Raw genomic sequence first — 18,799 nt, 5'->3', positions numbered from 1 at the left:
CGGGGCTTGCGGCGCGCGGGGCTTGCGGCGCGCGGGGCTTGCGGCGCGCGGGGCTTGCGGCGCGCGGGGCTTGCGGCGCGCGGGGCTTGCGGCGCTCGCGGCCCGAATCGGGCCGACACGCATCAGCCCGGACGCGTGTCAACGGCGCCCATGCGGTCGGCGCGGGCATTCCGACCGGCCGGCTGGACTGCTCTGCCGCCGTTGTCACCCTCCCGGGTCCGCCGGCCCTAGCGAGCCGGGCAGCTCAGGATCCAGGCGGCACGGGCGGCATCCTCGGCGGCGAGGCGGTCCAGAGCGTCGAGGAACGCAACAGGTTCATCCGGCCACCATCTCGCCCAGGTCGAAGGCGATGCCTTCCAGCGCGCTGAGGGCCGGCGGCGACTCCGGCATCAGCCGGACGAGTCCGTCGGCTACGGCCATGACCGGTTCCTCGATGAGGATCCCCGGGCCCTCGCGTTGTGACGCTAAGTAAGGATTCGGTTTCTGTTGCCGGTGCACGGGCCGCAGAGCCCAGCGCGCTGCGCCGGGCGGCGATCAAGTCGATCGAGTCGCGGGCAGCGCCTGAACCTGGGCTGCACGCGGACATTCTCCGGGCATGCAAAAGTCCCGCTCTGTCGACAGAGCGGGACTTTCAGCAGCCTGTCAGGCCGGCGCTACCGCACGCGAGCGACGCATCGTAAGGACGTACTCGACAAGCGAGATGAGTACGTTCTTCGTCGACTCACGGTTACGGGCGTCGCAGCTCACCACGGGCACGTCGCTGGAGATCGCGAGCGCGTCGCGAACGTCCTGCGCGTTGTGGTACTGCATACCGTCGAAGCAGTTTATGGCGACCAGGTATGGCAACCGGCGATGTTCGAAGAAGTCTATGGCGGCGAAGCAGTCGGCGAGCCGACGCGTGTCCACCATGACCACCGCACCGATGGCGCCCCGGACCAGCTCGTCCCACATGAACCAGAAACGCGTCTGGCCAGGCGTGCCGAACAGATACAGGATCAGATCCCGGTCGATGCTGATACGGCCGAAGTCCATTGCCACCGTGGTGGTCGTCTTCCCCGGCACCTGCCGGTTATCGTCGACACCCACACCAGCGGAGGTCATGATCGCCTCAGTGGTCAGCGGGGTGATCTCAGAGACCGACCCCACCAGCGTCGTCTTACCGACACCGAAGCCACCGGCGATGACAATCTTCGCCGATGTCACACGCCCGGCGGCCGGCCGGCGCGACATGTCAGAGCCTGCGAAGTCCACTCAGCACCCTTTCCAGCAGTTCCGTACCCACCGCATCGGTCTCATCCTCAAGAGATGTCGGCTCGTACACCGCGACAAGACCATCGGTGGCCATGTCTGCGACGATCACTCGAGCCACCCCGAGCGGTAGTTGCATGCGTGCGGCGATCTCGGCCAGCGACTGAACTCTGCCGCCGTCGCACATCGCCGCGATGTACTGGTGTTCGCTCCCGCCCCTGCCCGCTCCGGTGGAGCGGCCACGAACGGTGGTCTCGACGAGCGCTTCCAGCGCTATTTCCAGCTTCGGCCGGGTTCGGCCACGGGTCACGGCGTACGGTCTTACCAGCGCGCCGGTCGGCTCATCGCGTTCGGGCAACGTCACCGCTCACCCCATCCCTTGGCCCATAGAAGTGTCTCTTGTCGTCAAGCTTTTGGACAGATGCCGGACGGGGCCGGCAAACCATCCGTTCAGCCGAGCACTCCGGCCGCGGAGCGCGGCGCGGGAGTGAGCGCCTCGCCGACCCGGTCGACCAGGAGCGCCATCTCGTAGCCCACCTGACCGACGTCACAGCTGCGGGCCGCGAGCACTGCGAACGACGAACCGTCGGAGATCGACATCAGGAAAAGGAACCCGTTGTCCATCTCGACGACCGTCTGCAGCACCGCGCCGCCCTCGAAGCAACGTGCAGCGCCCTGGGTCAGGCTGACCAGGCCGGAGGCGATGGCCGCCAGCTGGTCCGCGCGGTCCCGCGGCAGGTCCCGCGAGGCCGCGAGAAGCAGACCGTCGGCGGAGACCGCGATTGCGTGCGCCACCCCGGGAACGCGGTCGGCAAAGTTGGCAAGCAGCCAACCAAGATCCTGCGTACTTGTCATGCTTCATGCTCCTTGCCAGCCTGCGAGGACTGCTGCCCTCTCGGAGTCTCCTCCGAGTTGGTCGAATTTTCCTTCGTACGACCCCGCTGCACACCACGGTGATAAGCGGAGAGTAGTCCGCGAACCGCTTCGGGGGTACGGCGTTGAACGGAGGTCTCGGCCCGGTCGACACCACCCGGGACGAGCTGTGCCATCGGTGTACGGCGCGGAAGACCGGCCGTCGTCGTCGTGTCGACCGGCATCTCGGCGGCCTTGCGGGCCGCCTGCCAGCCGTCGTCGGCAGCGGTCTGCCACGGGCTGGACCCGTTGCCGTTGGCCGAGCCGTTGGACGAACCCGCCCCCACCGTTGCCGGGTCCCGATCACGGGCCGACTCGCGCTGGAACGAGGGATCGCCGTTCAGCTTCTCCGGGGAGACCGCCTGCTGCGGCACCGAGCGGGACGGCTCGCCGGTGGAGAAGCGCTGCGTGGTGACCACCGACTCGGCGTCGGCGGGCGGTGCCGACCTCGGTGCGGCGGGCGGCGCCGACTTCGGCGCGACGGCCTGCTGCTTGGCGGACGCCTGCTGTTTCGCGGGTGCCTGCTGCTTGGCGGGTGCCTGCTGCTTGGCCGGCTCGTTGGGCCGAGCGGTCGTGAACCAGGCCGACTCGAGCTCCCGGAAGATCGGCAGCTCCATCGTCTCGTCGGCGAACTGCGCCTTCGAGTCGCCGGCCGCACGCTGACGGGCGGCGGCCTGTGCTGCGGCGATCTGCGCGGCGGCGGTCGCCTGAGCGGCTGCTGCCTGCGCTTCCGCCGCCTCGTGTGCCGCCGCGGCGGCCGCGGCGGACCGCTCCGCCTCGGTCTGCGGCGTCGCGTTCTGCGGGTTCGTCGGGCGGGCCACCTGCGGCTGCGAGCCGGCGGTGCCCCGATCCGAACGGTAGCGCGGCAGCTCGGCCGTCATGTCCAGGGCGGCCGCGAGGCTCTCCGGAACGTGCGGCGTGTTGCCCGACTCGCGTTCGGCGGTGACCGGCGGCCAGGCCGGCGGGGCCGAGGCGGCCGACTGCGGCACCGGCGGCGCCGAGTAGGGCCGGTTCTGGTCGGGCGACGACACCTGGCCGCCACCGTACGGCGGCGCGGACGGCACCGGCGGTGCGGAGACCGGCGGAACCGGGGGCGCCGACACCGGCGGCACGAACGGGGTGCGGCCCTGCGTCTCCGGGTGAGCCGGCAGCTGACGCGGGATCGTGTGACCGTACTGGCCGGTGTCCTGGGCCGGGCCACCGTCGTTGCGGCGCTGCGGCAGACCGTCGGGACCGGCGAAGCCCTGCGGGCCGGACGGCGCCTGAGACTGCGGCAGCGGCGGGATCGGCTCGTTGCTGCGCGGGCCGTGGTAACCGTTGGCCCCGTTGCTGAAGCCGTTGGGGCCGCCGCCGAAGCCGTTGCCGTTGCCGTTGCCGTTGGGCTCGAAGCCGTTCGAGGGCGCGCCGGTCAGGTCGGACCAGGCGGGCACCGAACGGTTGCCACCGGCGCCGAGCATGCCGCCGCCGGGCATCGGCGGGTTCGGGTCGAACGGACGGCCGGCCGGGTAGCCGCCGTGGCCGTTGGAGCCGCTCTCGAGAGCCAGCGGAGGCTCGGCGAACTGACGCGGCTGCTGCTCCTGGCCGTACGGCGGGTAGGTGGAGCCGGACGTCAGGCGGGCGGCCATCGACGACGAGACCATCACGCTGACCGGCAGGCCGACGTCGGCGACCGTGCCGCGCTCGGTGTCGGCCGGGCGGAGCTCGACCTTGACGCCGTGCCTGTTCGCCAGGCGGGCGACCACGACCAGGCCCATCATGCGGGAGACGGCGACGTCCACCATCGGCGGCCGGGCCAGCCGATCGTTGAGGTCACGCAGCTGCTCGCGGCTGATGCCGATGCCACGGTCCTCGACCGAGAGCACCGCGCCGTCACCGAGGCGCCGGGCCTCGACGATGACGTGCGAGTTCGGCGGGGAGAACGCGGTCGCGTTGTCGAAGAGCTCGGCGACCAGGTGGACCATGTCGTTGACCGCGTGAGCGGACACCTCGATGTCCCGGTCGATCATGCCGAACTCGATGCGCGTGTAGTGCTCGACCTCGGACTGCGCGGCGCGGAGCACGTCGATCAGTGCGGCGGGCTCCCGCTGCACACGGGTCGAGTCGGCGCCGGCGAGAACCAGGAGGTTTTCGTCGTTTCGGCGCATTCGGGTGGCCAGGTGGTCGAGCTGGAAGAGCTCGGCCAGCCGGTCCGGGTCTTCCTCGCCGCGCTCCAGCCGGTCGAGGTGGCCGATGAGCCGGTCGACCAGGATCTGCGAACGACGGGCGAGGTTGACGAACATCGTCGCGACGGAGGACCGCAGGGCGGCCTGCTCGGCGGCGGTGCGGACGGCCTCGAGGTGAACCGCGTTGAAGGCCTCGGTCACCTGCCCGAACTCGTCCCGGCTGCGCACCGGCAGCGGCTCGGCGACCTGGTCGGCCACCTGGGCCGGGGTCAGCGAGCCGGTCAGCGCCGGATCACGCAGCCGCTCGACCGCCTGGGGCAGGCCGAACTGGGCGACGTTGAGCGCACCCTGGCGCAGTTCACGCAGGGAGCGGGCCATCGAGCGGGCGATCAACCAGGCGAAGGTGATGGCCAGCAGGAGCATGCCGAGCAGGATGCTGGTCTCGATGAAGACCCGGGTCTGCACGGTGTCGCGGAGGTTGGTTGCCTGCGCCACGATCTGCTTGTCGAGCCTGATCTCGACGCTGCGGAACAGGTCGTTGTAGCCGATCAGCGCGGTTTCCCACTGCTCGGTGTTGAACTCGATGGCCCGGGAGTTGTCCGGGCTGAGTCCCTGCAGCGGAACGGTCAGGTTGGTGGCGGCGCGCTCGGCCGGGCCGTCGACGACCCGGTTGAACAGGGCCATCTCGTCGGCGGTCGCGACCTGCTTCATCGACGCGAGGGCGATGTCGTAGCCGGTGTCGGTTTCCAGCATGTCGCGCCGCAGGCTCGGGGTGAAGTTGCCCGCGCCGATTACCTTGAGGCCGACGTCGCGCTGCTCGGAGATGAACTCCTTGCCCCGGGCGACCGCGGCGACCACTCGGAGGCGGTCGCTCAGGTTGGTGTCCTGGGCGAGCTGCGCCGAGGCCTCACGCACGCTGAGGAGGTCGCCGATCAGGTTGTCGTAGTTCTCCTCGACGTCCTTCAGCGCGAAGTTGGACTTCGTGCCGTCGATGTTGGCCGTCTTGGTCCTGATCGCGGGCAGGTCCTCGAGGTTGCGGTCGAGGCGCAGGAGCAGTACGGAGACCTGGTAGGGCACCTCGTCGAGGGCCGCCTTCTGCTGCGAGTAGGGCAGCTTGGCCTGGTCCACCTTTGGGTGCTCACGCTTGTAGCCGAGAGCTGCAGCCGTCCGCCCAGCTGATCCCTTCTGGGTGGTCGCGATCATCACGCCGTAGGCACGTTCGCTCTGCAGGTGATCGACGAGTCCACCGGCCGCCTGCGACAGCACCGAAAGGGTGCGTGCACGCTCGGCGTCGTTGGCCTCGTTGATGTGGTCGATCAGGCCGCTGGTGCCGACGATGACCGTCGCCAGGGTGGGCACGAGCATGATGAGCCCGAGCTTCGACCAAATCGGCAGATCCCGCAGCCGGCCGGCCGGCCGGCGGAGACGCGACATGACAGCGTTCGCCGTCTTGGGGCGCTTGCTCACGTCACCGTCCTCCTGTTTCGGACCCGGGCATTCGGATCGCCGGGCACCGCACACGGCCGACTCACCGGTCGGGCCCCCGAGATTCCATCACGACGAGTGTCAAAGAGAAAGAGCAGCCTGACCCGGACCGTTTGTGTGATGCGATGTTGAGTCCGAAGAGTTGGACATCGCCGGTCGGTCATCACTGCTCGTACATGGGTACGTCTCTTAAAGTCACTCGCCCCGGGCGGCGCCACGGGGATCCCGCACACGCCGCTCCGGCCCGATCCACCATCAATCGCGGCAGGACAGACGATGGCTCGCCGTTGGGCCAACGGCAAGGCAAGATGCCGGATTGTGCAGTGTTTGAGCTAGCAATCTGACCGAAAGGATGAGGCGGCTGACCGAATCGCCAGTTTCATGAGACGAAGGTACGGACGTGTCCCCAATGCCGCCTTAAAGCGGACTTCAGGCCAATAACTTCGCGTACGTCGGCTTGATCACGTCGGTGATGATCGCCAGTCGCTCGTCGTACGGGATGAACGCCGACTTCATCGCGTTGATCGTGAGCCACTGCAGCTCACTCCAGCCCCAGCCGAAGGCCTCGACGAGCAGCGCCATCTCCTTCGACATCGAGGTGCCGCTCATCAGGCGGTTGTCGGTGTTGACCGTGACCCGGAAGCGGAGGTCGTGCAGCAGCCCGATCGGGTGCTCGGCGATCGAGGGCGCCGCGCCGGTCTGCACGTTCGACGACGGGCACAGCTCGAGCGGGATGCGCTTGTCCCGCACGTACGACGACAGCCGGCCCAGGCTCGTGCCGGTGATGTCGTCCACGATCCGCACGCCGTGCCCCAGCCGGTCGGCGCCGCACCACTGGATGGCCTGCCAGATCGACGGCAGCCCGAACGCCTCGCCGGCGTGGATGGTGAAGTGGAAGTTCTCCCGCTGCAGATACTCGAAGGCGTCGAGGTGCCGGGTGGGCGGGAAGCCCGCCTCCGCGCCGGCGATGTCGAAGCCCACCACCCCGGTGTCGCGGCACCGCACGGCCAGTTCGGCGATCTCCTGTGACCGGGCGGCGTGCCGCATCGCGGTCAGCAGCGTGCCGATCCGGATCTGGTTGCCCTGCGCGGCCGCCTCGGCGCAGCCGTCCCGGAAGCCCGCGTGCACCGCCTCGACCACCGCGTCCAGGCTCAGTCCGCGCTCCAGGTGCTGCTCGGGCGCGTAGCGGATCTCGGCGTAGACGACGCCGTCGGCGGCGAGGTCGAGGGCGCACTCCCGGGCGACCCGGTGCAGGCCCTCCTCGGTCTGCATCACGGCGACGGTGTGCGCGAACGTCTCCAGGTAGCGTTCCAGCGAACCCGAGTCGGCGGCGGCCACGAACCACTGCCCCAGCCGCTCCGGATCGGTCTCGGGGAGTCGATGCCCGGCCTTGGCGGCGAGTTCCACGATCGTCGCGGGCCGCAGCCCACCGTCGAGGTGGTCGTGCAGCAGCGCTTTCGGGGCCTGGACGATGTCGGCGTGGGAGATGGCGACCATCACCAGATGCTAGTAGGAAGCAGCGAATGATCGACGGAGCATTGCCGTACCTGCGGTGTCCGGTGTGCGGCGAGACGCTGGAACGGGCCGGCGATCGGGCGCTGCGCTGCCCCCGCGCGCACAACTTCGACATCGCGCGGCAGGGCTATGTGAGCCTCACGGCGGGCCGGGCGCCCCATTCGGGCGACACGGCAGAGATGATCGAGGACCGCGAGGCCTTCCTGGCGGAGGGCCACTACGACTTCATCGCGAACGCGCTGTCCGAGACGGTACGCCCGGACGACGGCCTGGTCCTCGACGCCGGAACGGGCACCGGCCACTACCTCGCCCGCGTGCTGGACGCCGCGCCCGACGCGCAGGGGCTGGGTCTCGACGTCTCCAAGCCCGCACTGCGCCGGGCGGCCCGCGCGCACCCCCGGGCCGGCGCCGCCCTGGCCGACCTCTGGCGGCCGCTACCCCTTCAGGACGCCTGCGTCTCGGTGCTGATCAATGTGTTCGCCCCGCGAAACGGCCCGGAGTATCGCCGCGTCCTGCACTCGGACGGCCTGCTCCTGGTGGTCACCCCCGCCCAGGACCACCTGGCGGAGCTGGTGGACGCCTACGGCCTGATCGGCGTCGACCCGGCCAAGCCGGCCCGCGTCGCCGACACCCTCGGCGCCGACTTCCACGCCCGGGGCACCACCACCCTGCGGCACCGGATGCGTCTGACCGCAGCGGAGACCCGAACCCTGATCGGCATGACACCGAGCGCACGCCACCTCTCGATCAAGGAGATCGAGGCCTCGGACATCACGGTGACGGCCGCGGTGGATCTGACTCTCTACGCCCCGGCGTAGCCGGGCGTCGGCCACTCACGCAGCCGGCAGGGAAGCGCAGCGACCGGTCACACCGAGAGATCGACTTCTTCCCATCCCGGCGGCGCCTCGTGGTAGGGCCCGGAAAACACGACCGCCCACTCCAGGCCCCACCTGCGCTGGCCGATGGCGTTGCCGTCCACCTCGCCCGGCACCGGCGCCCCGGCCTTGTCCGCCTCCTGAAAGGCCCAGTCCAGGCAGTAGTAGAGATCCAGCAGCACGGCCGCCTCGATCGCGTCCCGGGGCGCGACCAGCGACCGCGACCGCCACTGGTCGAACGACTCCCCCGCCGGCAGGTCCGGCATCTGCTGCATGAGCCGGTCCTCCGGCGGCGCCGTCGGGTCGAGGTGCCGGCTCAGGCCGAGCAGCCACGCCAGCGCGAAGACCGCCTCGTGGTGCAGCACGAACGACCGGTGGTCGCCCTTGCCGCCGGCCACGAACTGCCACTCCGGCGGCGTGACGAAATCCACCAGGTGCGAGCCCAGCAGCCAGCTCATGGCCGCCTCGGTCGGCATGCCGAAGCAGCGCGCCACCACCACGTGCAGCACCGCGGCCCGGGCCTCGATCTCCCCGGTGGTGCGCAGCGTCACGCCGTCGCCCGGCTCCCAGACCAGCGGGAAAGCCGGTGGCGGCAGCGGCAGTCCGAGCCGCTCGAGCTCGTCCAGGCTGGCGTCGCGCACCGCTCGGGGATCGGGGGCGGCCTTCATGACCGCTCAGGCTATGCGGTCGATGAGCAAAGGCGTAGGGGTGGGCGCGCCCTGTCCGATCCGGATCGCGCCGTCGGCCGCCGCCAGCGCGGCGGAGATCCGGGACCCGTCATCGGTACGGAGCTCGAGCAGCGGATCCCCGGCGCGGACGGTGTCGCCGGGCCGGACCTTGAGCATGATGCCCGCGCCGAAGCTGACCGGATCCTCCTTGCGCGCCCGGCCGGCGCCGAGCCGCCAGGCGGCCAGGCCGATGTCGAGCGCGTCGATGCTCTCGATCACGCCGTGGGTGCCCGCGCGGAGCACCTCGGTCTCCCGCGCGGTGGGCAGCGGCGCGTCCGGGTCGCCGCCCTGCGCGCGGATCATGGCCCTCCACGAGTCCATCGCCGCCCCGGATTCGAGGGCCTTCGCCGGGTCACCGTCCAGCCCGGCCGCGGCGAGCATCTCGCGGGCCAGGGCCAGGGTCAGCTCGACCACGTCGGCGGGGCCGCCGCCGGCCAGCACCTCGAGGGACTCCTCGACCTCGATGGCGTTGCCGACGGCCAGCCCGAGCGGCGTGTTCATGTCGGTGAGCAGCGCAACGGTGCGCACGCCGTGCGCCGTGCCCAGCTCGACCATCGTGCGGGCCAGCTCGCGGGCCATGCCGACGTCCTTCATGAACGCGCCCGTGCCGACCTTGACGTCGAGCACCAGCGCGCCGGTGCCCTCGGCGATCTTCTTGCTCATGATCGAGCTGGCGATCAGCGGGATGGCCTCGACGGTGCCGGTGACGTCGCGCAGCGCGTAGAGCTTGCGGTCGGCCGGGGCGAGGCCGTCGCCGGCGGCGCAGACGACCGCGCCGACGTCCTGCAACTGCCGGACGAACTCGTCGTTGCTCAGCGCGGCGCGCCAGCCGGGGATCGACTCGAGCTTGTCGAGGGTGCCGCCGGTGTGCCCGAGGCCGCGCCCGGACAGCTGCGGCACCGCCGCGCCGCAGGCGGCGACCAGCGGGGTGAGCGGCAGCGTGATCTTGTCGCCGACGCCGCCGGTGGAGTGCTTGTCGACCGTCGGGCGGGTCACGGCGGACAGGTCCAGCCGCTCGCCGCTGGCGATCATCGCGGCGGTCCACCGGGCGATCTCCGCGGCCGTCATCCCGCGCAGCAGGATGGCCATGGCGAGCGCGGACATCTGCTCGTCGGCGACGACGCCCTTCGTGTAGGCGTCGACGACCCAGTCGATCTGCGCGTCGGACAGGATCTGCCCGTCCCGTTTGGCCCGGATCACGTCGACCGCCGCAAACTCACTCATGACTGCTCCCACCTGGTGCCGATGCCCTCCGGCGGTTCGCCCTCGCCGGCCCAGGACAGGGCGCCGTCGACGTCCACCACCACGATCCTCGGTGTGCGGGTGAGTCCCCACGTCACCGCCGCGGCGGCGGTCGAGAAGATGGGCCCCTCCTCGAGGATGCCCTTCTCGGCGTCGATCGCGTCCGGGGTGCCGGCGGAACGCTCCCAGTAGCCCGTCCAGACCTGCTCACCGCCGGAGAGGTCGGGGTGCACGAAGACCGTCCCGCGGCCGCGCCACTTGGCCAGCTGCGGCGGCACGGCCGGCACCGCGGACGGCCCGGTGACCTTGTCGATGTCGTCGGGGCCGAAGGCGTTCGGCAGCAGCTGGGCCATGGTCAGCGGCCGGGGCAGCGCCTCGACGAGGCACTCGGCGCCGCCGTGCTCGTAGAGCAACTGCCGGCAGCGCCCGCAGGGCATCAGCGGCAGGCCGTTGGCGTCGACGCAGGACACCGCGATCAGCCGGCCCCCGCCGGTGGCGTGCAGCGAGCTGACGAGCCCGCATTCGGCGCAGAGCCCGACACCGTACGAGGCGTTCTCGACGTTGCAGCCGACGACCACCCGCCCGTCGTCGACCAGCCCGGCCACCCCAACCGGAAAGTCGGAGTAGGGGGCGTAGGCCTGCCGCATGGCCTCGATTGCGGCGGCCCGCAGCGCGGGCCAGTCGATCTCCATGCCGCCGATTCTGCACCACCACCGATCCAGCCTGATGCGGCTCCCCTGAACGGCTAGCTCTTCACGTAGGGCTGGCCGTCCGCGGCGGGTGCGCGTACCCGGCCGACCAGGCCCGCCACCGCCACGATTGTCGCGAGGTACGGCAGCATGTTGAGGAACTGGCTCGGCACCGAACTGCCCGCCACGCTCAGATACGTCGCGAGCTTCTGGGTGAAGCCGAAGAACAGCGCCGCGCCAAGCGCGCCGAACGGGGTCCAGCGGCCGAAGATCAACGCCGCGAGGGCGATGAAGCCCGCGCCCGCCGTCATGTTCTTGTTGAAGCTGCCAGTCGCCACCAGCGTGAAGTACGCGCCGCCCGCGCCCGCGATCAGGCCGCCGACCAGCACGTTCAGGTACCGCAGGCCGCGCACCCGGATGCCGACCGTGTCGGCCGCCGTCGGGTGCTCGCCGACCGCCCGGGTCCGCAGGCCCCAGCGGGTCCGGCTGAGCCCGAAGTGGATCACGAAGACCAGGATCAGGGCGAGCCAGACCAGCAGGTTCGACTTGAACAGCACCGGCCCGATGACCGGGATGTCGGCGAGGCCGGGAATGCTCCACTCGGGCATCCGCGGCGGCTGGTTGTACGTCTGCGCCTCGGGCTGCATGAGCCGCTCGTACAGGAAGCCGGTCATGCCCACCGCGAGCAGGTTGAGCACGATGCCGACCACGACCTGGTCCACCAGGTAGCGGATCGCCAGCACGGCCAGGATCGCCGCGATGATCAGGCCGCCGATCGCCGCGCTGAGCAGGCCCAGCCAGACGCTCGTCGCCATCGTGCCGACCAGGGCGGCGCCGAACGCGCCCATCAGGAACTGACCCTCGATGGCCACGTTGACCACGCCGGAGCGCTCGCCCAGCACGCCCGCGAGGGCGCCGAGCAGCAGCGGCACCGCCAGCTGGAGCGTGCCGCTCGCCGTGTCGACCAGCGGCAGGAACTTGCCCGCCACCTGCCAGCACAGGAACGACAGGACGAAGCCGAGGATGCCGATGCTGAGCACGAGCGTCTGCTGCCTGCGGGCCACGCCGGCCAGCAGGACCACGCCGGCGACCAGCGCGACCAGGCCGAACAGGAGCGCGCCGAGCTGCCCGTTGATGGCGAGCGCGGCACCGTTGGCGTCCTCGCTGATGGTGAAGCGCGCCGGCTTGGACGGTGCGAGCGAGCCGAAGCCCGCGACCGCTACCAGGCCGAGCAGCACCAGGGCGACACCGAGCCGCCGCTGCCGGTCCCAGAACCGCTTCGGGGCCGTGGCCTCCGTCAGCTCTTCCACTGTCGCCGTCGACACCGGGGTCACCAGCCCTTCGCCATCGATGCGCCGAGCCGCGCGGAGCGGGCGGCTCGCAGGTGGAAGATCGCCTTCACCAGGGCCGGCGCGGCGATGAAGATGACGATCAGCGCCTGGAGCACGGTCACCAGCTCCAAGGAGATGCCCGAATACGACTGCATCCGGTTGCCGCCGGCGCGCAGCGCGCCGAAGAGGATCGCCGCCAGCAGCGTGCCCCACGGCCGGTTGCGGCCGAGCAGCGCCACGAGCAGGCCGTCGAAGCCGATGTTGCCGACCACCTGGGTGGTCATGGCGTGTGCCGTGCCGAGGACCTGTGTCGCGCCGCCGAGGCCGGCGAGGCCGCCGGCCGCGACCATGAGCAGCGTGTACGTCCTGCCGACGCTGATGCCGGCGGTCTTCGCGGCGGCCGGGTTGGCGCCGACGGCCCGCAGCTCGAAGCCGAACGCCGAGCGGTTGAGCAGCCAGGCGACCCCGGCCGTGGTCAGCACCGCGAGCACGATGCCCAGGTTGACCCGGACCTCGCCGCCGACCGCGGGCAGCTGGGCCGAGGAGTCGACCGGCTCGCTGATCGCGTCGCTGCGGCCGGTGGCCTGGATGCCCTTCTGCAGGATCAGCCAGCCCAGGAACAGGCTGGCCGTGTAGTTCAGCATGATCGTGACGATGACCTCGTGCGCGCCGGTCCGGGCCTTGAGGATGCCCGGCACGAAGCCCCACAGCGCGCCGCCGAGCAGGCCGGCCAGCAGGGCCGCGACCAGGTGGATCACCGGCGGCAGCGGCAGCAGGAAGCCGGCCATCGCGGCGAAGACCGTGCCGAGGATCGCCTGACCCTGGCCGCCGATGTTGAACAGGCCGCCGCGGAACGCCAGCGCCACCGAGAGGCCGGTGAAGACCAGCGGGGCCGCGTAGGTCAGCGTCTCCGAGATCGGGAAGAGCATCTGCTGCCAGGTGCCGGTGCCCTCCAGCCAGGCGGTCACGGCCGCCGGGTCGACGATCGCGCCCTTGAACAGGTCCGCGTACGCGTCGGTGACGACGGTCCAGCTGGCGGAGATGGCGTCGCCCGGCCGCGCGGTCAGGTACGAGAACGTGTCCAGCACGGCCGGGTCGGAGACGATGATCAGGATCGCGCCGATGAGGAGCGCCAGGACGATGGAGAGCACCGTCACCGTGACCGTGTTGGCGGACCACAGATTGTGCAGGAAGTGACTCAGGAACGAGTCTTCGCCGCCCGGCTTCTCCTTGCCGGGAGCGGCGGCGGGCGCGGCCTTGGTGTCCGTGGCCGGCCCCGGGGCAGGCTCGTCGGCAGGCGGCTGCGGTGCGCCGACCGGTCCGTCCGTGGTCACTTGGTCCCCTTCTCTGCAACCCCGTCGCCGTCGGTGTCCTCCGCGGCCGGTTCCGGCTCCGCAACCGGTGCGGGCACGGCCGCCTCCGGATCGGTGATGCCGGCCATCAGCAGGCCGATCTCCTCGCGCGGGGTGTCCGGGGAGACGATCGCCAGGATCCTGCCCCGGTACATGACCGCGATCCGGTCGGCGAGCCCCACGACCTCGTCGAGCTCGCTGGAGACCACCAGCACGGCCGTGCCGACGTCCCGCTCGTGCACGATCCGGCCGTGGATGAACTCGATCGAGCCCACGTCCACGCCGCGGGTCGGCTGCGACGCGATGAACAGCCGCAGCGGCCGGGACAGCTCCCGGGCCACGACCACCTTCTGCTGGTTGCCCCCGGACAGCGTGCTCACCGCCGCGTCGGGCGACGACGTACGGATGTCGAACTGCTCGACCCGCTCCCGCGCGGCCGCCGCGACGGCGGCCGGGTTGAGCCGGAAGGCGTTGCCGTACGGCGCCCGGTCGTACTGGTCGAGCACCAGGTTCTCGGCGACGGAGAACTCCTTGACCACGCCGTCGAGGCTGCGGTCCTCGGGCACGTAGCCGATGCCGGAGCGCAGGATCTGCTTGGTGCTGATCTTGGTCAGGTCCTCGTTGTCGACCGTGATCTCGCCGCCGCGCGGCGGGCGCAGGCCCATCACGGCCTCGACGAGTTCGGTCTGCCCGTTGCCCTGGACGCCGGCGATGCCGAGCACCTCACCGGCGCGCACGACCAGGTCGACGCCGTCGACGGCGCGCACGCCGCGGTCGTCGTCCACGATCAGGCCGGAGATCTTGAGAACCTCCCGGCCCGGCTCGGCCGGCGCCTTGCTGACCTCGAGGCTGACCGCGCGGCCGACCATCAGCGCGGCGAGCTCGTCCTCGGGCGTCTGCGGGGAGGCGGTGCCGACGGTCCGGCCGCGCCGGATCACGGTGATCCGGTCGGCGATCTGCTTGACCTCTTTGAGCTTGTGGGTGATGAAGACGATCGACTTGCCGGCGGCCGCGAGCCCGCGCATGACCGTGAGCAGTTCCTCGGTCTCCTGCGGAGTCAGCACCGCGGTCGGCTCGTCGAGGATGAGCAGGTCGACGTCGCGGGTCAGCGCCTTGACGATCTCGACGCGCTGCTGTGCGCCGACGGGCAGGTTCTCGACCAGGGCGTCGGGGTCGACGGGCAGGCCGTAACGCTCGGAGACCTCGATGACCTCGCGCCGGGCCCGGCGGCGGTCCAGGAACCCGGCCCGGGTCCGCTCCGCGCCGAGGGCGATGTTCTCCGCGACGGTGAAGACCGGCACGAGCATGAAGTGCTGGTGGACCATGCCGATGCCGGCGGCGATGGCGTCGCGGGGGCTGCGGAAGGTCCGCGCCTCGCCGTCGACGAGCACCTCGCCCTCGTCGGGCTGCAGCAGCCCGTAGAGCTGGTTCATCAGGGTGGACTTGCCGGCACCGTTCTCGCCGAGCAGGGCATGCACCTCGCCGGGCTCGACGGTCAGGTCGATGTGGTCGTTGGCCACCAGGTCGCCGAAGCGCTTGGTGATGCCGCGCAGTTCGAGTCTCAGCGGAATCTCCTGCAGACGAGGGGCTGGTGATCAACGGGGGGACGTTAGCAGCCTGAGCAGAGCCGCCGCGCAAGCCGCGGGTAAACCCGCGACCGCGCGGCGGCCGGAATGCTCGATCTAGCCGCGAATTACTTCTTGGGCGCGTTGGCCGACTCGACCTTGACGGTGCCCGAGATGATGTCCGCCTTGAGCTTCTCGACCTCGGCCTTGAGGCCGGCGTCGACCTTGCTGTCGAACTTGTTGAACGGCGCGATCGAGACACCGTTGTTCTCAAGGGTGCCCAGGTAGCCCGGGGTCGCCGCGAGCGGCTTGCCGGTCGCGCCGTCCACGACGGCCTTCTCGACGGCGTCGGTGATGTTCTTGACGACCGTGGTCAGGAAGACCTCGCAGTACTGCGCGGCGCCGCCGGTGCAGCCATCCTGGTCGACCCAGATGACCGAGACCTTGCCGTTGGACGCCTTCGCGACGTCCGCGGTGCCCAGGCCCGTGCCGCCGGCCACCGGCATGATCACGTCGGCGCCCTGGGCGACGAACGTGTTGGTGATCGACTTGCCCTTGTTCTGGTCACCGAAGTTCTCGGCGAAGGTGCCGTTCTGCTTGGCCTTGTCCCAGCCGAGCACGGCGACGTTCTTGCCCTTGACCTTGTTGTAGTGCGCGACGCCGTCGGCGAAGCCGTCCATGAAGACGGTGACCGGCGGGATCTTCAGGCCGCCGTAGGTGGCGACCTTGCCCGACTTGGAGTAGCCCGCGGCCACGTAGCCCGCGAGGAACGCGGCCTGCTCGGTGGCGAACTGCATCGGGTAGACGTTCTTCGCCTCAGGGATGGCGCTGTCCACGATGCCGAACTGCTGGCTGGTGCTCTCCAGGGCGACCTTCTTGGTGGCGTCGCCCATCAGGCCGCCGACCGAGAGGATGAAGTTGCACTTCTGCGAGACGAACTGCCGCAGGTTGGGCTCGTAGTCGGCCTCGGACGTCGACGCGACGTACTTCGGGTCGACGTTGCTCTGTGCCTTCTGCGCGGCCTGCATGCCGGCCCACGCCGAGGCGTTGAACGACTTGTCGTCAATGCCACCGGTGTCGGTGACCATGCAGGCCTTATATGCCGCGGCGGTACTCGCTCCGGAGCCGCTCGGGGTCTCATCAGGGGCGTCGCCACAGGCAGCGGCGGCGAGCGAGAGCCCACCCGCCGCGAGAATCGCAACGATTCGCTTCCCACGTACTGGGCGCAAGACGCCCTCCTTCCACAGCGCACCGACACCTCGCGGTGCGTCTCAGGTCGGGAGCGTAGCCGCAGGCCAGGGCGGCGGCAGGAAATCCGCCCGGACTGTTGGCGCACCGTTATCTGGAGGCCTCCGCGCCGGCGCCTGAACGACGCTTTAGCGTCCGTGGGGAGGTAATTGCCCGGTTATCGGGGTACCCCGCAGTCATTCTTTCGGTACCGCCCCGCCGACGGCGGCACTTTCTTCGGCTTTGCGCGGACCCGGGGCCGCCAGCCGCCAGGCCCGGACGCCGAGCACGCCGACCGTCGTGCCGATGACCAGCGACGCGCCGATCAGCAGGGCGTGCACCCAGAGGAACGACGTCGGGTCGCCGCCGGCGAAGGACCTGTCGTCCTTCCAGATCGCCAGGCCGAACCGCGGCCAGATCAGCCAGGTCCAGACACCGACCGCCACCAGAAACGCCGACCACCGTCGCGAGAGCACCACGGGAGCAGTATGCCTTTCGGGGCTCAGCCGCCGTCGGTCAGCTTCGCCGCGAGGCGCTCGAAGCCCGCGCGCACCTCCGCCTCGGTCGGCGGGCGTCCCGGGCTGGTGCGCCGCGGCCCGTCGGCGTCGATGTCCTCGGCGTCGAGTTCCGGGTCCTGCCCGGCCCGGGCCAGCGCGATCTCGTCGCGGATCGCCGCCACACCGGCGAGCGGCAGCAGCGGCTCGACCACCGCCATCAGGTCCTCGTCGGCGACGACGGCCTGGGCCAGCGCGAGGGCGTGCGGCCGCTCGTACGGCCCGCAGACCAGCGGTGCCCAGTCCTCGTCGTCAAGCGCGCCGAAGGTGATGATCCACGGCAGGTCCGCGACCGGGGAGTCCGGCGGCAGGTGCAGCGTCACGAGGGTGCCCACGGGCCCATCATTCCGGCCGGTCGTGGCGGATCCAGGTATTTTGCCCCACCGGGGCGGTTTTATCGTCTGCCGAGAGGTCCACCACCCGGCCGTGCGGGCTGGTCGCCGCCCAGGACGCGCCGAAGAGCAGCAACTGGTTGAAGACGTAGAGGTAGACCAGCAGGCCGACGGCGCTGGCGACCAGCGCGTACGCCGGGTTGCGCTCGACCAGGTTGACGAACGACCGGCCGACCGTGTTCAGCAGGGTGATGCCGATGCCGACCTGCAGCACCGGCGGGAGCATCCGGCGCGCCGTCATCCGCAGTCGCGGCACCGCGGCCAGCAGCGCCGCCGCGAGCACCATGTTGATCGCCACGGTGAGGATCAGGCTGACGGCGGAGCGCAGGATCGAGCCCTGGGCGCCGGTGATCCAGTCCAGCACCTCCTCCAGGCCGTACACGGCGAAGATGGAGACCGCGAGCAGCAGGATGATCCCGAGCAGGACCAGCAGGTCGACCAGCTGCCGGATGCCGAGGTAGCCGGGCTGCTGGTTGAGCCGCCAGATCAGCCGCTGCGACGAGCGGATCGCCTCGACCCAGCCGATGCCGGTGAAGATCAAGCCGAGGATGCCGACGATGCCGACGGTGCGCCCGCTCTCGACGATGGCCTGCACGTCCAGGAACGGCAGGTTCTGCTCCAGGAAGTCCTGCACGACCTCGAACAGGTCGACGTTCGAGGTGATCAGGAATCCGAAGACCGAGTAGCCGATCAGGGCGAGCGCGAACACCGCGAAGAAGCCGTAGTACGCGATAGCCGCCGCGAGCCGGCCGCCCAGCACCGCGTCGTATCGCAGGCAGGCCCGGCAGAAATGGTCGAACTGCGGGGAGCGGTGCCGAAGCGCCAGGATCCGGGCCTCGACCGCCGCGTACGCCCGGTCGATGGCGTTCACGCCGCCGACCGTACCCAATGGAGCGGTTGATGTCGTTGCAGGCCCGCCTGCGTCTTCCGGGGTTTCGCCCGCGGGCCCGGCTCGCTAACGCAGGCCGCCGAGCGGATAGTCCCGCCGGCGCTGCCACGGGCCCTCGCCGCCGTGCGAGAAGAGGGTGAACGAGCCGACGTGGAAGCGCGCGGAGAAGCCGGCGAGGTCCTCGAACACCGCGTCGAGGGCGTCGCCGGGCACGTCCTGCGCGACGGTGACGTGCGGGTGGTACGGGAACCGGGCGTCGCGGTGGATCCCGTCGCCCGCGGCGATGGCGCCGGCGAGCAGCTCACACTCGCTGATGCCGACGGCCAGGGTCACGAAGACGACCTCGGTGATCGGCCGGAACGTGCCGGTGCCGCGCAGGTGGACGGTGAAGGGTTCCTGCGCCGAGGCCACCGCCTCGAGATGCTTCTCGACGGCGGGCAGCGACTCGGTGAGGATCTCGGTCGGGCCGAGCAGCGTGACGTGCGCCGGCGTGTACGCGGCCTGCGGGTCGCCCGCCTCGGCGCGCCGCCGGGTCAGCTCCGAGCCCCACGGCTCGGGGATGTCGATCGCGACGCCGATGCGCGTCGTGCTCTCGGCCACCTGGGTCAGGCCCCGCGCGAGGGGCTGAGGAAG

General features: G+C 70.7%; 17 protein-coding genes. 1 reads left to right on the top strand and 16 read right to left on the bottom strand.

Annotated features, from left to right (window positions below; translation table 11 throughout):
- Positions 1 to 642: 642 nt before the first annotated feature.
- The 5 genes from AB0F10_RS35010 to AB0F10_RS34990 all read right to left on the bottom strand — a co-directional run bounded on the left by AB0F10_RS35010 (position 643) and on the right by AB0F10_RS34990 (position 7,304).
- Positions 643 to 1,230 carry an ATP/GTP-binding protein gene (locus AB0F10_RS35010; RefSeq protein WP_184998575.1) on the bottom strand — a complete coding sequence of 196 codons (588 nt, stop codon included), beginning with the start codon at positions 1,228 to 1,230 and terminating at the stop codon, positions 643 to 645.
- A 1-nt stretch (position 1,231) separates the two neighbouring features.
- On the bottom strand, positions 1,232 to 1,606 hold the full coding sequence (locus AB0F10_RS35005; protein ID WP_125805172.1) for a DUF742 domain-containing protein: 375 nt from the start codon (positions 1,604 to 1,606) through the stop codon (positions 1,232 to 1,234).
- Positions 1,607 to 1,698: 92 nt separating this feature from the next.
- Positions 1,699 to 2,103, bottom strand: a complete 405-nt coding sequence (locus tag AB0F10_RS35000; RefSeq protein ID WP_014447580.1) for a roadblock/LC7 domain-containing protein — start codon at positions 2,101 to 2,103, stop codon at positions 1,699 to 1,701.
- Entirely contained in the window at positions 2,100 to 5,789 is a 3,690-nt protein-coding gene (locus AB0F10_RS34995) for a sensor histidine kinase (protein WP_360635209.1), read from the bottom strand. Before AB0F10_RS34995 ends, AB0F10_RS35000 begins: the two co-directional genes overlap by 4 nt.
- Positions 5,790 to 6,236: 447 nt before the next feature.
- The gene (locus AB0F10_RS34990; protein ID WP_360635206.1) at positions 6,237 to 7,304 is read right to left on the bottom strand and encodes an adenosine deaminase; all 1,068 of its coding nucleotides are present in this window, start codon (positions 7,302 to 7,304) and stop codon (positions 6,237 to 6,239) included.
- A gap of 26 nt (positions 7,305 to 7,330) precedes the next feature.
- Here AB0F10_RS34990 and AB0F10_RS34985 point away from each other — a divergent pair, with 26 nt between their 5' ends.
- Positions 7,331 to 8,140: a putative RNA methyltransferase gene (locus AB0F10_RS34985; RefSeq protein WP_360635202.1), complete on the top strand. Its 810-nt coding sequence runs from the start codon at positions 7,331 to 7,333 to the stop codon at positions 8,138 to 8,140.
- Positions 8,141 to 8,187: 47 nt separating this feature from the next.
- Here AB0F10_RS34985 and AB0F10_RS34980 read toward each other — a convergent pair whose 3' ends face one another.
- From AB0F10_RS34980 to AB0F10_RS34930, 11 genes are all read right to left on the bottom strand, one after another.
- Complete coding sequence (locus AB0F10_RS34980; RefSeq protein ID WP_360635199.1) at positions 8,188 to 8,865, bottom strand: DUF4272 domain-containing protein; 678 nt, start codon at positions 8,863 to 8,865, stop codon at positions 8,188 to 8,190.
- Positions 8,866 to 8,871: 6 nt separating this feature from the next.
- A complete protein-coding gene (locus AB0F10_RS34975) occupies positions 8,872 to 10,149 on the bottom strand; it encodes a thymidine phosphorylase (RefSeq protein ID WP_360635195.1) in 1,278 nt (425 codons plus the stop codon).
- Positions 10,146 to 10,859, bottom strand: coding sequence for a cytidine deaminase (locus tag AB0F10_RS34970; protein ID WP_360635192.1), 714 nt, complete (start codon positions 10,857 to 10,859; stop codon positions 10,146 to 10,148). The genes AB0F10_RS34975 and AB0F10_RS34970 overlap by 4 nt, the downstream gene beginning before the upstream one ends.
- Positions 10,860 to 10,912: 53 nt before the next feature.
- Complete coding sequence (locus AB0F10_RS34965) at positions 10,913 to 12,181, bottom strand: ABC transporter permease (RefSeq protein ID WP_360635189.1); 1,269 nt, start codon at positions 12,179 to 12,181, stop codon at positions 10,913 to 10,915.
- A 5-nt stretch (positions 12,182 to 12,186) separates the two neighbouring features.
- Positions 12,187 to 13,389 (bottom strand): ABC transporter permease, encoded by a 1,203-nt coding sequence (locus AB0F10_RS34960; protein ID WP_360635215.1) that lies wholly within the window; start codon positions 13,387 to 13,389, stop codon positions 12,187 to 12,189.
- Positions 13,390 to 13,517: 128 nt separating this feature from the next.
- Positions 13,518 to 15,059, bottom strand: a complete 1,542-nt coding sequence (locus AB0F10_RS34955; RefSeq protein WP_360635186.1) for an ABC transporter ATP-binding protein — start codon at positions 15,057 to 15,059, stop codon at positions 13,518 to 13,520.
- 173 nt (positions 15,060 to 15,232) lie between these two features.
- A complete protein-coding gene (locus tag AB0F10_RS34950; RefSeq protein WP_360635183.1) occupies positions 15,233 to 16,333 on the bottom strand; it encodes a BMP family ABC transporter substrate-binding protein in 1,101 nt (366 codons plus the stop codon).
- 195 nt (positions 16,334 to 16,528) lie between these two features.
- Positions 16,529 to 16,810 carry an SCO4848 family membrane protein gene (locus AB0F10_RS34945; protein WP_360635180.1) on the bottom strand — a complete coding sequence of 94 codons (282 nt, stop codon included), beginning with the start codon at positions 16,808 to 16,810 and terminating at the stop codon, positions 16,529 to 16,531.
- 23 nt (positions 16,811 to 16,833) lie between these two features.
- On the bottom strand, positions 16,834 to 17,220 hold the full coding sequence (locus tag AB0F10_RS34940) for a hypothetical protein (protein WP_360635177.1): 387 nt from the start codon (positions 17,218 to 17,220) through the stop codon (positions 16,834 to 16,836).
- Between the two features lie 7 nt (positions 17,221 to 17,227).
- Complete coding sequence (locus AB0F10_RS34935) at positions 17,228 to 18,148, bottom strand: YihY/virulence factor BrkB family protein (protein ID WP_360635174.1); 921 nt, start codon at positions 18,146 to 18,148, stop codon at positions 17,228 to 17,230.
- Positions 18,149 to 18,232: 84 nt separating this feature from the next.
- Positions 18,233 to 18,775 (bottom strand): 2'-5' RNA ligase family protein, encoded by a 543-nt coding sequence (locus AB0F10_RS34930; RefSeq protein ID WP_360635212.1) that lies wholly within the window; start codon positions 18,773 to 18,775, stop codon positions 18,233 to 18,235.
- Between the last annotated feature and the right edge of the window lie 24 nt (positions 18,776 to 18,799).

Source organism: Actinoplanes sp. NPDC026623, assembly GCF_040638275.1.
GTDB lineage: Bacteria > Actinomycetota > Actinomycetes > Mycobacteriales > Micromonosporaceae > Actinoplanes.
Note: the sequence above shows the minus strand (reverse complement) of the source record. Positions and strands in the feature narration are given on the sequence as shown.

Coding starts and splice junctions, on each gene's coding strand:
- AB0F10_RS35010 (WP_184998575.1), bottom strand. CDS start 1,230: ATGTCGCGCCGGCCGGCCGCCGGGCGTGTGACATCGGCGAAGATTGTC.
- AB0F10_RS35000 (WP_014447580.1), bottom strand. CDS start 2,103: ATGACAAGTACGCAGGATCTTGGTTGGCTGCTTGCCAACTTTGCCGAC.
- AB0F10_RS34990 (WP_360635206.1), bottom strand. CDS start 7,304: ATGGTCGCCATCTCCCACGCCGACATCGTCCAGGCCCCGAAAGCGCTG.
- AB0F10_RS34985 (WP_360635202.1), top strand. CDS start 7,331: ATGATCGACGGAGCATTGCCGTACCTGCGGTGTCCGGTGTGCGGCGAG.
- AB0F10_RS34980 (WP_360635199.1), bottom strand. CDS start 8,865: ATGAAGGCCGCCCCCGATCCCCGAGCGGTGCGCGACGCCAGCCTGGAC.
- AB0F10_RS34975 (WP_360635195.1), bottom strand. CDS start 10,149: ATGAGTGAGTTTGCGGCGGTCGACGTGATCCGGGCCAAACGGGACGGG.
- AB0F10_RS34970 (WP_360635192.1), bottom strand. CDS start 10,859: ATGGAGATCGACTGGCCCGCGCTGCGGGCCGCCGCAATCGAGGCCATG.